The 13,065-nt window shown below is 71.9% G+C and carries 16 protein-coding genes; 5 read left to right on the top strand and 11 right to left on the bottom strand.

Features of this window, described 5'->3' with window-relative positions; translation table 11 throughout:
- The first annotated feature begins 4 nt into the window (after positions 1 to 4).
- A complete protein-coding gene (gene purU / locus MZC64_RS02295) occupies positions 5 to 889 on the top strand; it encodes a formyltetrahydrofolate deformylase (protein ID WP_247755419.1) in 885 nt (294 codons plus the stop codon).
- A 30-nt stretch (positions 890 to 919) separates the two neighbouring features.
- Positions 920 to 2,092, top strand: a complete 1,173-nt coding sequence (locus MZC64_RS02290; protein ID WP_247755418.1) for a hypothetical protein — start codon at positions 920 to 922, stop codon at positions 2,090 to 2,092.
- Positions 2,093 to 2,116: 24 nt separating this feature from the next.
- On the opposite strand, the gene MZC64_RS02285 is transcribed toward MZC64_RS02290, so the two are convergent.
- The 7 genes from MZC64_RS02285 to MZC64_RS02255 form a co-directional block, all read right to left on the bottom strand.
- Entirely contained in the window at positions 2,117 to 2,377 is a 261-nt protein-coding gene (locus tag MZC64_RS02285; protein WP_247755417.1) for a Txe/YoeB family addiction module toxin, read from the bottom strand.
- Entirely contained in the window at positions 2,374 to 2,616 is a 243-nt protein-coding gene (locus tag MZC64_RS02280; RefSeq protein ID WP_247756215.1) for a type II toxin-antitoxin system Phd/YefM family antitoxin, read from the bottom strand. The genes MZC64_RS02285 and MZC64_RS02280 overlap by 4 nt, the downstream gene beginning before the upstream one ends.
- Positions 2,617 to 2,704: 88 nt before the next feature.
- Entirely contained in the window at positions 2,705 to 3,259 is a 555-nt protein-coding gene (locus MZC64_RS02275) for a YbaK/EbsC family protein (protein WP_247755416.1), read from the bottom strand.
- A gap of 9 nt (positions 3,260 to 3,268) precedes the next feature.
- Positions 3,269 to 4,075, bottom strand: coding sequence for an alpha/beta fold hydrolase (locus MZC64_RS02270; protein ID WP_247755415.1), 807 nt, complete (start codon positions 4,073 to 4,075; stop codon positions 3,269 to 3,271).
- Positions 4,072 to 4,350, bottom strand: coding sequence for a DUF2516 family protein (locus MZC64_RS02265; protein WP_247756213.1), 279 nt, complete (start codon positions 4,348 to 4,350; stop codon positions 4,072 to 4,074). Before MZC64_RS02265 ends, MZC64_RS02270 begins: the two co-directional genes overlap by 4 nt.
- 125 nt (positions 4,351 to 4,475) lie before the next feature.
- Positions 4,476 to 5,132, bottom strand: coding sequence for a hypothetical protein (locus MZC64_RS02260; RefSeq protein WP_247755414.1), 657 nt, complete (start codon positions 5,130 to 5,132; stop codon positions 4,476 to 4,478).
- Positions 5,133 to 5,139: 7 nt separating this feature from the next.
- A complete protein-coding gene (locus MZC64_RS02255) occupies positions 5,140 to 5,547 on the bottom strand; it encodes a helix-turn-helix domain-containing protein (RefSeq protein ID WP_247755413.1) in 408 nt (135 codons plus the stop codon).
- 124 nt (positions 5,548 to 5,671) lie between these two features.
- On the opposite strand from MZC64_RS02255, the gene MZC64_RS02250 reads away from it, so the two are divergent.
- Genes MZC64_RS02250 through MZC64_RS02240 form a run of 3 tightly spaced genes read left to right on the top strand, consistent with a single transcriptional unit; the run spans position 5,672 to position 6,797 of the window.
- Positions 5,672 to 6,022, top strand: a complete 351-nt coding sequence (locus MZC64_RS02250) for a CrcB family protein (protein WP_247755412.1) — start codon at positions 5,672 to 5,674, stop codon at positions 6,020 to 6,022.
- On the top strand, positions 6,019 to 6,363 hold the full coding sequence (locus tag MZC64_RS02245) for a CrcB family protein (RefSeq protein ID WP_247755411.1): 345 nt from the start codon (positions 6,019 to 6,021) through the stop codon (positions 6,361 to 6,363). Before MZC64_RS02250 ends, MZC64_RS02245 begins: the two co-directional genes overlap by 4 nt.
- Complete coding sequence (locus MZC64_RS02240) at positions 6,360 to 6,797, top strand: zf-TFIIB domain-containing protein (RefSeq protein ID WP_247755410.1); 438 nt, start codon at positions 6,360 to 6,362, stop codon at positions 6,795 to 6,797. The genes MZC64_RS02245 and MZC64_RS02240 overlap by 4 nt, the downstream gene beginning before the upstream one ends.
- Position 6,798: 1 nt before the next feature.
- Here MZC64_RS02240 and MZC64_RS02235 read toward each other — a convergent pair whose 3' ends face one another.
- The 4 genes from MZC64_RS02235 to MZC64_RS02220 all read right to left on the bottom strand — a co-directional run bounded on the left by MZC64_RS02235 (position 6,799) and on the right by MZC64_RS02220 (position 13,051).
- Positions 6,799 to 7,656 (bottom strand): helix-turn-helix transcriptional regulator, encoded by an 858-nt coding sequence (locus tag MZC64_RS02235; protein ID WP_247755409.1) that lies wholly within the window; start codon positions 7,654 to 7,656, stop codon positions 6,799 to 6,801.
- Between the two features lie 196 nt (positions 7,657 to 7,852).
- On the bottom strand, positions 7,853 to 8,335 hold the full coding sequence (locus tag MZC64_RS02230; protein ID WP_247755408.1) for a hypothetical protein: 483 nt from the start codon (positions 8,333 to 8,335) through the stop codon (positions 7,853 to 7,855).
- A gap of 7 nt (positions 8,336 to 8,342) precedes the next feature.
- The gene (locus tag MZC64_RS02225) at positions 8,343 to 10,670 is read right to left on the bottom strand and encodes an ABC transporter permease (protein ID WP_247755407.1); all 2,328 of its coding nucleotides are present in this window, start codon (positions 10,668 to 10,670) and stop codon (positions 8,343 to 8,345) included.
- Between the two features lie 8 nt (positions 10,671 to 10,678).
- Positions 10,679 to 13,051 (bottom strand): FtsX-like permease family protein, encoded by a 2,373-nt coding sequence (locus MZC64_RS02220; RefSeq protein ID WP_247755406.1) that lies wholly within the window; start codon positions 13,049 to 13,051, stop codon positions 10,679 to 10,681.
- Positions 13,052 to 13,065: the final 14 nt, after the last annotated feature.

Raw genomic sequence — 13,065 nt, 5'->3', positions numbered from 1 at the left:
AGCCATGTCCGCCCGTGAACGACGCTATGTGATCACCCTGGGCTGCCCGGACCGCACCGGCATCGTGGCCCGGATCTCCACCTTCCTCGCCGAGCAGGGCGGCTGGATCGTGGAAGCGGCCTACCACACCGACACCGACACCAACTGGTTCTTCACCCGCCAGGAGGTGCGTGCGGACTCGCTGCCCTTCGACGTGGCCGAGCTGCGGCACCGGTTCGCCGCGGTGGCCAGGGAACTGGGTGTGCAGAGCGACTGGCGGGTCACCGACACCGGCCAGAAGCGCCGGGTGGTGATCCTGGTGTCCAAGGCCGGGCACTGCCTCTACGACATCCTGGGCCGGGTGGCCTCCGGCGAGCTGGACGTGGACGTGCGCGCGGTGATCGGCAACCATGCCGACCTGGCCGGGATCACCAGGGCGCACGGCATCCCGTTCCACCACGTGCCGTTCCCGGTGGCAGGCAAGGACCCCGAGGGCAAGCAGGCGGCCTTCGCCCAGATCCGCCAGCTGGTGGACTCCCAGCGCCCGGACGCGGTGGTGCTGGCCCGGTTCATGCAGGTGCTGCCGCACGAGCTGTGCGCGGCCTGGTCCGGCAAGGCGCTCAACATCCACCACAGCTTCCTGCCCTCGTTCATGGGCGCCCGGCCGTACCACCAGGCGTATGCCCGCGGCGTGAAACTGGTCGGCGCGACCTGTCACTACGTCACCGCGGACCTGGACGCCGGGCCGATCATCGAGCAGGAGGTGGGCCGGGTGGACCACACCGACTCGGTGGCCGACATGGTGCGCAAGGGCACCGACATCGAGAAGGTGGTGCTGGCCAGGGGACTGCGCTGGCACGTGGAGGACCGGGTGCTGGTGCACGGCAACAGAACTGTGGTTTTCCACTAGCCGGAGCCGTCCGGGCCTACCCTTGGCCGGGTGCGGATCGAGATCGGTGAGCTGGAAGTACTGCGGGAGCACCGGGCAGCCGGGCGGGACCTGCGGCACACGGTGCTGGTCGGGCTGGACCTGACCGGCGCGGCGGAGAACGAGTTGCTGCGCACCAGCCTGGACGGCGCCCTGCTGCTGGGCTGCCGGCTGGCCCCCACGGCCCGCGACCGCGCCGAGGCCAGCGGCGCCCTGGTGTTCCCGGACATCCCGGAACTGCCCTACCGCGCCTACCGCTCCACGCTGTACACCGTCGCCGAGCTGTTCACCGGCCTGGACCCGCGCCACCCGGAGACCTACCGGGACACCCCCGACGCCCGGGTCTACCGGCACAGCAGGTCGATCGGCGGCAGCACCGGCCACCACCCGGACCCGTTGCACGCCCTGGCCGAACGCCTGCACGACCACGCCATCACCGAGGCCCTGGAAGACCTGCTGGCCGCCTGCGCGGTGGCCGGCCGGGCCAACCCGGTCGCGGTGATGGGCGGCCACGCCTTCCGCCGGGACAGCCCCGAGTACCGCCAGGCCGCCGAACTGGGCCGCGCCATCGGCCGCAGTCCGGCGAGGTTCACCGTGCTCACCGGCGGCGGCCCCGGCGCCATGGAAGCCATCCCACTGGGCGTACGACTGTCCACAATGGACGACGACCAACTCACCAAAGCCTTGTCAGAACTGGCCGCAGCCCCCGCCTTCCACGCCACCAATTCGTCCACAGTGGACGATGCCACCATCGGCCGCTGGGTGCACGCCGGCCTGTCCCTCGACCTACCGGAACCGGAATCCCTGCCCCGCACCATCGGCATCCCGACCTGGTTCTACGGCCACGAACCGCCCAACCCCCTGTGCGAACTGCACGCCAAGTACTTCGCCAACTCCGTCCGCGAGGATGGCCTGCTCACCGTGGCCACCGGCGGCGTCCTGTACACCCCAGGCCGCGCGGGCACCGTCCAGGAAATCTTCCAGGACCTGACCCAGAACTACTACGAGAGCGTCGGCCCCGCCGCGCCCATGGTGTTCCTGGGCAAGCGATTCTGGACCGAGGAGATGCCGGTGGCGGACCTGCTGCACCGACTGGCCAAGGGGCGGGCGGCGGAGCGCTGGATCCTGATCACGGACGATCCGGCGGAGGCGGTCGCGCTGCTGGAGGACTACGCGGGCAACTGAACCGGCAGCAGCGTGCCGCTACCCCTACTTGCCGTAGTGGTAGCGGCACGCCGCAATCCGGATCTCATCTCCGGCGATCTTGTAGACCAGTCGGTGCTCATCGGTGACCCGACGCGACCAGTACCCCTGGAAGCCGTGTTTCAGCGGCTCCGGTTTGCCGATGCCCTCGTTGCCATTGCGGACGATGTCCTTGATCAGGTCGTTGATCCGCTTGACGACCTTGCGATCCTCGGTCTGCCACCAGAGATAGTCATCCCAGGAGTGCTCATCCCAGATCAGCTTCATTCCACGAGTTCGTGCTGTGTTCCACCGCCGGACTCCAGCCGCTCGATGGACGTGATCAGTCGTCGCGCGTTCTCCGGGCTACGCAGCAGGTAGGCCGTTTCTTTGAGCGACTGGTAGTCGGCAAGCGACACGATCACGACGGGCTCGTGCCCGGCGCGGGTGATCACGACCTCTTCGCGGTCGTTGACCACCGAGTCGAGGGTCTCCGCATACTTCGCGCGAGACTCGGAGTAGCTCATGGTCTTCACTAGCACCCTCCCTTCGACGTACAAGATACTGTACGTCCGCGGAGAGCCCTCGGGCAATGGCAAACCGGTGGGCGGCTGGTCACACTGCCACCGGCTGAGCCAGCCCCGGCAGGACCTCGGCGTTGGGCAGCTTGGCCAGCAGCGCCCCCGGCACCAGCAGCTTGCTGTGCCGGACCCCGCTGCCGATCACCAGTTCCGGTGCCTCGGCGACCTCCGCCGACAGCAGGATCGGCCAGTCCGCTGGCAGCCCGATCGGCGTGATCCCGCCGTAGGCCATCCCGGTGCGGCTGACCGCCTCCTCCATCGGCGCGAAACTCGCCTTGCGCGCGTCCAGCCGCTTGCGGACCACGCCGTTCACATCCGCCCGGGTGGACGCCAGCACCAGGCAGGCCGCGTAGCGCACCACGTCGCCGCGGCGGCCGGCGACGACCACGCAGTTGGCCGAGGCGGACAGTGGGGAGCCGTATTCGGCGCAGAAGGCCGCGGTGTCGGCCAGGTCCGGGTTGATCTCGGCGACGCCGCAGCGCTCGGCGTCCAGGGTTCGGAGCAGGGTGGTCACCGGGGCGGCAAGCAGGTCGAGGCGGTCCAGGGCGGGGTGCACGGCGAGGGTGCCTGCGATGGTCCAGCCGGTCATGGTCGCAGGCTAGCTTGCCCAGTCGGCGAGCAGCGCGCGCAGCTCGCGGCGGTGGGTGACCAGGGGGATCAGCGAGGGCAGCACTTCCAGCCGGGACAGCGCCAGTGCGGCGGCCACCGACTTGGCCACGTGTTCGGGGTGCAGCGGGTCGCCGGTGGCCGAGACCACCAGCACCCGGGCGGTCACCTCGGCCAGCGTCCGCACGTCGGGGACCGGGACCTGGGCGGGCAGGCTGGTCAGCGCCTCGCGCAGGCGCAGCAGCGCGGCCACCCGCTTGTCCACGTAGTCGGCGAAGTCCTGGCCGGGTGGCAACTCGCCCGCGACCACGGCCTGCAGACGGCTGTTGTCGCCGGTGCTCAGCGCGTGTTCGGTGGCCTCGGACATCCGGGCCAGCGGGTCGGCGCCGGCTTCGGAGACCTGCTCGCTCAGGGTCGACCGTGACACAGCACGCGGCTGGTCGAGCACCGCGGGGATCAGCAGGGCCAGGCGCTCAAAGCGGGTGGGGTGAGCCGCGGCGATGGCAAGCAGGGCGCTGGCGCCGAGGGAGGTGCCGATGGCGGCGGTCGCGCCGACCTCGTCGGCCACCGCGAGCACGTCGGCGGCGATGGTCTGGTAGCGGAAGTAGCCGGGTGGCGCGTCCGGGGACTCGCCGTGGCTGGGCAGGGTCAGCACCACCCTGGTGCCTGCCAGGCCGACCGCGGGCAGCCGGGCCTCGCCGGGGGTGGCGCCCAGGCCGGGGATGAGCAGGGTGACCGGGCCGCCGGTGCCGTGCGCGCTCCAGCGCACGCCGTTGGCCTCGGCCTGGGCCAGACTCACCAGCGCGGACCGCGCTGGGCGTCACTCACCCGGGGCCGGACGTCGACCAGGTAGACCAGCACCGCCACCATGCCGGCCATCCAGAACAGCGAGCCCGGACCGCCGAAAGCGAACAGGGCCAGCGCGGCGGTGCCGCCACCGGTGATGCCGAGCCAGGCCGGCTTGCTGAGCTTCTCCGCCGCGGCGAAGGCGTCCGCGCGTTGCATCAGGGCGTGCACGAACGCGAACAGGCCGACCGGGATGGCGGCGAAATGGATGATCGTCATGATCCACATTGCTGGCGCGAGCACACCACCAGGGTACGGCGAAGCGCGGGCGGCGCGGAGCGGGTCGGAAACGAAAGCCACCGCCGACCAGTTCGGGGCAGGTCGGCGGTGGCAGGTTGTGCGGTTGCGCCAGGTCAGCTCGTGGTCTTGCGCGAGCCGGTGGTGCTGGGGCCGGTGGTCTTGCGGGCGCCGGTGGCGGGCTTGGCGGCCGGCTTGCGGGTGGCGGTCTTGGTGGCGGCAGCCACGTTCGCGCCTGCCTCCTCGACCTGCACCGCGACGTCCTCGATCTTCTCAGCGGCCTTCTCCGCGGCGGCGGCGGTCTTCTCACCGGCCACGCGGGTCCGGCGGGTGACCTTGCCGAGCACGTCGTCGGCCAGCTCGCGAACCTCGGCCGCGGCCTCCTCGACCCGGTGCTGGGCGGTCTGCACCTGCGGGTTGCTGCGCAGCTTGTCCAGGGTGGCCTCGCCGCGCTCGGCCAGGTAGCCGTAGAGCTGCTGGGCGGCCTGGGTGTAGGCGTCCACGATCTTGCGGAACTCGGCCGGGTCCAGCTTGTTGCGCAGCTCGCCCAGCTCGGCGGGCAGGTCGTTCACCGCGGTGGTGGCCTTCTCGGCGCGCTCGCCGACGGTCTCGCGGGCCTTGGTCAGCGCGTCCACGACGGCCTTGGCGGCCAGGTCACCGGCGCCGAGGGCGGCCAGCAGCGGGGTGCGGGCCTGCTCGATGGCGGTGTTGAACACGATCGCGGCCTGTTCGGTGGCCTTGCGGACGTCTTCGGCGGTGGGCAGTGCGGGCATTACTGGATCACTCCTCGGTGGGTGAATCGGCTGGCGGGGTCGCGGCGGCGTTCTCCCGCCGGAACGACTCGTAGACGTCGAGCAGCACCTGCTTCTGCCGCTCGTTCAGGTCAAGGTCGGCGAGCACGGCGTCGATGACGGGCCCACCTGGGCGCTCCTCCAGGATTCCGGCCTGGACGTAGAGCGCTTCGGCGGAGATCCGCAGCCCCTTGGCGATCTGCTGCAGGATCTCGGCGCTCGGTTTGCGCAACCCGCGCTCGATCTGACTGAGGTACGGGTTGGACACACCGGCGAGCTTGGCCAGCTGGCGCAACGAGATCTGCGCGTTCGCCCGCTGGGTGCGGATGTAGTCACCGATATCACGGCCGAGATCAGCGACCACCTGGTTGACCGACTTGTTGTTGTCCTCGCCCATGGGGGTCACCTCCTCTCGCCTGTCTTCGACCGTACGCAAGAGTGCTAGCTGTTGCAAGCGGCCTGCTACCAGTTCCCCGGTGGCCTCGCACACACCCGATCGGGCCAGCGCCTACCGTGGTCGGATGCCGGTTCTGCTGCTCATCTCCGCCGGTGGCGCCCTCGGCGCCCTGGCGCGCCACGCCATCGGGCTGACCCTCCCCGGCCCCTGGCCGACGGTCGGCGTGAACGTCCTGGGCTGCTTGCTGATCGGCCTGCTGATGAGCCGGACCGCCGCGGATTCCACGTTGCGCCCGTTCCTGGGCACCGGGGTGCTCGGCGGCTTCACCACCTTCTCCGCCTACGCCGTGGACGCCGTCCGGCTGGTGCACGAGGGCCGCGCCGCCGAGGCCGCCGCCTACCTGGCGATCACCCTGCTCGCCGCGCTGGCCGCGGTCTGGGCCGGGCACCTGCTCGGCGAGCGGATCGGCAGGTGACCGCGCTGCTGGTGGTGCTGGGCGCGGCCCTCGGCGCCCCGCTGCGCTACCTGGTCACCCAGTGGGCCACCCGGCGCTTCCCCGGTCTGCCCTGGGGCACCTTCGCGGTGAACACCGCGGGTTCGCTGCTGCTCGGCTGGCTGGCCGGGGCCATGGTGGCCGCACCGGCGATGGCATTGCTGGGCACCGGTTTCTGCGGCGCGCTGACCACCTACTCGACCTTCGCGCACGAAACCCGGCTGCTGCCCAGGGGCAAGGCGGCGCTCACCGTGGCGGGCAGCGTGGCCGCCGGAGTTCTGGCCGCCACCACCGGCTTCCTGCTGGGTACCCTGGTCTGGTGATCTGCCCGAAGTGCCAGGACATCATGCAGACCGTGGACCGCACCGGTGTGCACATCGACGTGTGCCAGGACTGCAAGGGCATCTTCCTGGACCGCGGTGAGCTGGAACGCCTCGTCGACGCGGCGCTGATCTACCGCCAGGCCGCCGAGGCCCGCGAGCGCGAGGAGGCCGCCGCCGCGAGCACCGCCACCAGCGGCGCGCACCCGGTGCCGGTGGACCAGCCGGTCGCCGCCCAGCCCCCGCCGTACCAGCCGGAACCGGGCTATCCGGCACCGCCGCCCGCCTACGGGCAGCCGCCGGGTTACGCCCCGCCGCCGGTGCCGCCGGGCTACGGCCAGCCCGCGCCGTACGGCCACGACCCGTACGCGCACGACCCGTACTACCGGCGGCGCAAGAAGAAGAAAGACATTCTCTCCGAGCTGTTCGACCTGTGACTCAGACGAGTTCGTCGGCGATCTTGGCGATCAGCGCGACCGAGTCCTTCTGACTCATCGCGGCCATCGTCAGGTGGTCCATGGCCAGCTTGTACCGGCGCACCTCGGCCGCCTTCTTCATGCCCTGCCAGCCAGCGGAGTTCTCCAGGAACACCACCGGCGGGTCCACCGGGTCGGGAAACTCCAGCAGCGCCACGTTGTCCCCGATCAGCGGGTGCGCGCCGGCCGCGTTGGGCAGCACCTGCACGGTCACGTTGGCCCGGTAGGCCAGGTGCAGCAGATGCCGGAGCTGCTGGCGCATCGCGTCGGCGGGCACCACCAGCCTGCGCAGCGCGGCCTCCTCCACCACCGCCCACAGGCTGAGCGGGTTGACCCCGGTCAGCCGCTCCTGCCTGGCCAGCCGCAGCGCCAGGCTGCTCTCCACGTCGGTGCGCTCCACCGGGGACCAGGCGTTGAGCAGCTCGTAGGCGTACTCCTTGGTCTGCAGCAGGCCAGGGATCAGGCCGCTGCTGAAGGTGCGCAGCGAACTGGCCGCGGCCTCCAGGCCCAGGAAGGTGTCGAAGCCGGGCGGCACCGCGCCGGTGCCGTAAGACTGCCACCAGCCCTTCTGCTTGGAGTCCTTGGCCAGGCCCAGCAGGATCTCGACCCGGTCCTCGGCCGCGCCGTACAGCTCGGCCATGGCCCGGACCTCCAGGGTCCGCACCGGGACCCGGCCGGTCTCGATCTTGGAGATCTTGCCCTGGGAGCAGTCCAGCGCCTCGGCGACCTGGACGTGGGTCAGCCCCGCCGCCTCGCGGAGCTGACGTAGTTCGGTGCCGAGTCGACGGCGCCCCACGGTCGGGCTTTGCACCTGGGCCACGCGTCAGCTCCCCTGTTCGGCTCTACTGCTGGCCGCAGTGTCGCGCGATCGGGGACCAACCCTCAACAGGGCTCACCGTAGGTCACGAAAACGACCCGCATTCGGCGCATCGCCGCGCTGAATATTCTCATCTAGCGTCGAGGTGGCCGGGCGGTGCGCGCGCCCGCACCGCCCGGTCACCTGGAATATGTGCGGCTCAGAAGCCCCAGTCCACGCTCCCGAGCAGGTTGCCGCCGCTGGCCAGCACGCAGAACCGGGCCACCCGGCCGATCAGCGCGGCGGGCAGCAGCACCTTCAGCGGCAGCCGCCCGGCCCCGGCCACCACGACCAGGATCGTGTACGGCGGGATGCCCACCGAGGCGCTGAGCAGCACCACGAAGAAGCTCCACCACGGCCGGTGCGCGCAGGTGTCCTGGAAGTGCCGGAACCAGGTGGCGAAGCGCCCGTTGGAGGCGTTGATCCGCCGGGTGATCCAGGGCAGGTTGAGCACTCCGCGCGCGGCGTAGTAGTGCACCATCTTGCCCAGCACGTGCCCGACGCCGGTGACCAGACCGGCGGCGAACCAGTGCAGATCCGGCCGGACCGCGGACAGTCCGACCAGGTACAGCTCGACGCTGAAGATCGGCAGGATGCCACTGCCGACAGCCGCGCCGAACAGGGTGAGCAACGGCCAGCTCATGCCAGGGTCACTCGAAACGCAAACCGCTGGGCCGGACCGCGGAACGCAGGGCCGGCAAGGTTGACAGGGTCACCAGGAAGATCAGCGCGGCACCCGCGCCCAGAATCATGGCCACGTCTCCCCAGTTCACCACAATCTGGCGGACCCGGGAGCCGCTGCCGCTTATGACCCGCAACACCAGCGCGGCCAGTCCCACCCCGGCCGGCGCGGCCAGCGCCAGTCCGATCGCGGTCGGCACCGCGTTCTGCCAGAGCGTGGCCCAGCCCAGGGTGCGCCGCGGCACGCCACTGGCCGCCAGCACCGAGTACTGCCTGCGCCGCTCCTGCAGCTGATCCACCGCGGCCACCACCAGGCTCAGCACCGCGAGCAGCACCACCACCACGGTCCCGGCCAGCACCCCGCCGCGCACGCTCTGGAAGGCGACCACGGTCGAGTTCCGGGTCATCGGCAGGTCCAGGGCCCGGATGGCCAGATCCACCCTGGCCGCCGCGGTCAGCACCTTCTCACCCAGCTGCGGATCGTCGGCGGGCCCGCGGACCCAGATGTAGCTCACCGGCATCGTGTCCAGCCGCGGGTCGGCTCCGGAGGCTACCAGTGTCGAGGCCAGGTTGCGGCCCAGCCAGCCGTTGCCGTTCTCGGCCCGTTCCACCGCGGGCACCCGCCAGTCGAAGGCGGCCCCGTTGCCGGTGGGGCGCAGCCGGACCACGGTGCCGGGCCGGAACTGCTCCCGTGAGTTGCTCGCCTGGTAGACCTTGCCGGGCCGGCAGTCGGTCACCTCGAAGAGCTGCCGGATGGTGGCGCAGTCGGTGACCTGGAGCGCGCGGTTGTCCTCGGTGTAGGCCGGGCGCAGCTCGCCGGTCTGGGTCACTCCCGGCACCTTGCCGACCTCGGCGCGCACCCGGGCCGGATCGGGTTTGCCCTCGGCCCCGTAGAGCATGACCTCGCCCGGCGTGGTGTTCGGGAAGTAGCCGGACGAGAACTCGGTGCGGGCGATGGTGGTCAGCAGCACCTGCAGCGCGATCGCGCCGATCAGCACGGTGACCACGCCGGCGGCCACCCTGGTGGTGGCGTACTCGAAGCGCAGCCGCCGCACCGCGAGCAGCGCGGCCACCCACGGCGGCCGCCAGTTCTCCGCCACCCGCTCCACCAGCCAGGGCAGCAGCGCGGCGGCCCCGGCCAGCACCAGCGCGATGCCGATGGCGAGCAGGGTGCCGCGCCAGTCCTCGGCAACGCGGTCGAAGCCGCGCAGCGGGATGTTGGCGGCCAGCACCAGCACCCCCAGCCCGGCCAGGGCCAGCCGCCAGTTCAGCCTGCGCGCAGGCGGATCGGCCCGGCGGACCACGCCGAGCGGCCCGATCTCCAACCGCCGCAACGCGAACAGCGCCGCAGCCACCGCGGTGGCAGGCACCCCGAAGACCAGCAGCGTGGTGATCGGCGCGCTGGGCACCACATCGGCGGGATGGAAGCCGATCTGGTCGATCTCCACCACCGCGGCCAGCGAGCGGGCCAGCAGGAACAGCCCGGCGCCCACGCCGAGGCCGAGCACCGCGGCGGCCAGCGACTCCCCGGCCGCGATCCGCCGGGCCTGGCCCGGATCGGCGCCGACCAGCCGGATCGAGGCCAGCCGCTGCTCCCTGGCGCCCGCGCCGATCTGGGTGGCGACCAGCACGAACACCCCGATCGGCACCAGCAGCGCGGCGGCGGCCGCGGTGAGCAGCAGCTGGAACAGCTCGTCCATCGGCTGGGTGTCCACGGTGCTGCCGATCCGCAGCACCGGGGAGGCTTGCGCGCGCAGCTGCTCGGGCAGCCCGGTGTAGAAGAACAGCTCGCCGGGCCGGTCCAGCCCGGCGTCGCCGATCCGGCCGACCTCCTTGCTGGGCAGGCGATCCCGCAACAGCTCGTGGCCGGGTTCGGCGAGCAGCCGGGACAGCGCGGGCGAGGCCACGATCTCCCCCGGCCCCGGCAGCCGGTCCAGCCCTGGCGGCAGCCGCGGCACCTCGCCGTCAGCGCCCAGTTCGACCCCGGCGATGTACTGGCCACGCCAGTACTGGCCGACGTCCCTGGACAGCAGGTGGGTCGGGTTCCCGGCGCCGACCTTGCCCGGCTCGCCCTTGGTCAGTTCGCGGGCGGCGATCCGGTCGGCCTTGCCCTGCTGCGCATTGCCCACCGAGGCGGCCAGCAGCAGCACCATCACGCCCAGCCCGATGCCGACCGCGGAGAGCATCAGCCGGGCCCAGGCCGCGCGGCCGCCGGTGAGCGCGAGCCGGGCGCCGAGCAGCAGCTCACCCAGCCACTGCCCGATCCGGACCTCATCCGCAGGCGACCGCTGCCTCATGCCAGTGCTCATTCCGCTCGTAGGCCCTCCGGCCGCATGGCTCGCAGCACCGACGGTAGCGTCAGCAGGCTCACCACGAGCGCCGCCAGCACCGCCGCGCCCGCGGACACCCCGACCGAGGTCCAGTCCAGCAGCAGCGGCCTGCGCACGGTGCGCAGCAACAGCGCGCCGAGCCCGATCCCGGCGCCGGCGGAGACCACCGCGGCCAGCAGCACCGGCACCGCGTTCTGCCACAGCACCGAACCGGCCAGGGTGCGCCGCGGCACCCCGTTGGCCGAGAGCACCGCCAGCGGCCTGCGTCGTTCCCGCACCTGCTCGAAGCCGATCACCAGCAGGCTGGCCGCGGCCAGCAGCAACGCGACCAGCACGCCGATGAGCACCCCTCGGCGCACGGTGGCGTAGCTCTGCGCGCGCTCCCGGTTGTAGGAGTTGTCGTTGTACTGCGGGTGCACCGAGGCCCGCCAGTTGAACGGGCCCAGCACGTTGCGCACATGCTCGGCGGCGTCCGGCTGGGCCGGGTCGACCCGCAGGTAGGCCGACAGGTAGAGCTGCTTGGTCAGCTCCGGGGACAGGCCGCCGGTCGGCAGCAGGATGCCGGTGCCCAGCGAGTAGTCGCTGCCCGCACGTGCCTTGGCCGGGATGAGCTTGGCGGGCACGGTCCAGTTGGGCTGCCACGCCGGGCCCCTGCCGCTCCCGTCGACATCGATCATCAGCTGCTGGCCGGGGGCAGGCGGCGGGGCCGGGTCGGTGCTGCCGGGATTCGGCGCCACCAGCCAGGCCTTGCCCGGACGGCAGTCGGTGATGTCGGTCTGCCTGCTCAGTTCCGCGCAATCGGCCAGCACGACCGAGTAGAAGTCGTTGTTGCCCGGCCCACGCGCCAGCGTGCTCGCGATGCCGGTGGCCGAGAGCAGGCCGGGGGTGCGGCGCAACTGCCCGAGCACCGCCTGCGGATCGACGGCGCCCGACCGCACGCTCACCATCAGCCTGGTCGCGTCCGTGGGCCGTTCCGCGGGCGGGAAGTCCCGCTCGGCGGTCATCAGCACGGTCTGCAGCGCGATGCCACCGGCCAGCACCACCGCGAGCCCGCCGATCACCCTGGCCGAGGTGCCGCTGTCCAGCTGCATCCGGCGCACCGCGAGCTGCCAGGCCGGGCGGCCGCCGTGGAAGAGGCCGACCAGCTTCTCGATCGCCCACGGCAGCAGCAGCGGAATGCTCAGCAGCAGCAACATCACCCCGGTCGCGATCAGCACGACGGCCCGGGTGGAGCCGGAGCCCGCACCGCTCGAGGTGTTGATCAGACCGCCTGCCTGCACGGCCAGCAGCCCGGCGCCGAGCACCAGCGGAACCAGCCGCCAGGCGAGCTTGCGGGTGACCGGTTTGGCCTGCCGGACCGAGCCGAGCGGGTCGACCAGGGTGTTGCGCAGCGCGGCCATGGACACCACCACCGCGAGCGCGGGCACGCCGAGCGCGATCAGCGCGACCAGCCACAGCGAGGGCCGCACGTCCGCGGCGAAGATGCTGGTGCCCCACAGCTCGACCAGTTCCACCAGCTGCCTGCCGAGCAGGAACACCGCCCCGCCCAGCAGCACTCCGAGCACCGCGCCGATCAGCGTCTCGCCCGCGGCCACCCGCCGGGTCTGCGCCGCGTCCGCGCCGACCAGCCGCAGCGCGGCCAGCCTGCGGTCGCGGGCGGCGGCGGCCAGCCGGGTGCTGGTGGCGATGAAGACCACCACCGGGATCAGCATGGTGCTGGCCCCGACCAGCACCAGCAGCAACAGCAGCGGTTCCAGCGGCTCGGGCTTGTGCGTCTCGCCGAAGGCGTAGACCGCCCTGGCATCGCCCGCCCAGCTCAGGTCGGCCACCCCGGCATAGAAGAACAGCTCGTGCGGGCCGACCAGGCCGTCGCTGTCGATCAGCCGCCGGGGCCCGTCGAAGCGGGGCCGCAGCAACTCGCCCTCGGCCGAGTCGAGCAGCTTGGCCAGCGCGGGCGAGACCAGGTACTCACCGGCCTTGGGCAGCACGCTGACCCCGGGCGGCAGCGCGGTCTTCGCGCCCTGGGGCTGGACCAGCACGCCCTGCACGCTCTGCCCGCGGAACTCGGTGCTGGTCCGCGCGGCCGGCAACGGGTCGAGTCCGGGCACCGGCTGCTGCGCCGCCGAGGGCACCACCCGGCCGTACCGGCGGTCGTCGTGATCGTTCTTGATGTTGAAGAAGGAGGCCGCGAGCAGCAGCACGGCCACCCCGACGCCGATGCCGACCGCGGTGAGGGTGAGCCTCGCCCAGGAGTTCCTGCTGCCCCCGACAGCCAGCCGGACCCCCAGGGCGAGGTCGTCGACCCAGCGGCGAACAGCCGTCCGCGTGTCCCTTTCGCCCTTACCCATCACGCGCGACTCCC

This window comes from Crossiella sp. S99.2 (assembly GCF_023094165.1).
Taxonomy (GTDB): Bacteria; Actinomycetota; Actinomycetes; order Mycobacteriales; family Pseudonocardiaceae; genus Crossiella.
This window is presented reverse-complemented; position numbering and strand designations above follow the sequence as displayed.

Coding starts and splice junctions, on each gene's coding strand:
- MZC64_RS02260 (WP_247755414.1), bottom strand. CDS start 5,132: ATGCCCGCACTGCCCACCGCCGAAGACGTCCGCAAGGCCACCGAACAG.
- purU (WP_247755419.1), top strand. CDS start 5: ATGTCCGCCCGTGAACGACGCTATGTGATCACCCTGGGCTGCCCGGAC.
- MZC64_RS02225 (WP_247755407.1), bottom strand. CDS start 10,670: ATGAGGCAGCGGTCGCCTGCGGATGAGGTCCGGATCGGGCAGTGGCTG.
- MZC64_RS02280 (WP_247756215.1), bottom strand. CDS start 2,616: ATGAGCTACTCCGAGTCTCGCGCGAAGTATGCGGAGACCCTCGACTCG.
- MZC64_RS02220 (WP_247755406.1), bottom strand. CDS start 13,051: ATGGGTAAGGGCGAAAGGGACACGCGGACGGCTGTTCGCCGCTGGGTC.
- MZC64_RS02275 (WP_247755416.1), bottom strand. CDS start 3,259: ATGACCGGCTGGACCATCGCAGGCACCCTCGCCGTGCACCCCGCCCTG.
- MZC64_RS02285 (WP_247755417.1), bottom strand. CDS start 2,377: ATGAAGCTGATCTGGGATGAGCACTCCTGGGATGACTATCTCTGGTGG.
- MZC64_RS02250 (WP_247755412.1), top strand. CDS start 5,672: ATGCCGGTTCTGCTGCTCATCTCCGCCGGTGGCGCCCTCGGCGCCCTG.
- MZC64_RS02255 (WP_247755413.1), bottom strand. CDS start 5,547: ATGGGCGAGGACAACAACAAGTCGGTCAACCAGGTGGTCGCTGATCTC.
- MZC64_RS02265 (WP_247756213.1), bottom strand. CDS start 4,350: ATGTGGATCATGACGATCATCCATTTCGCCGCCATCCCGGTCGGCCTG.
- MZC64_RS02230 (WP_247755408.1), bottom strand. CDS start 8,335: ATGAGCTGGCCGTTGCTCACCCTGTTCGGCGCGGCTGTCGGCAGTGGC.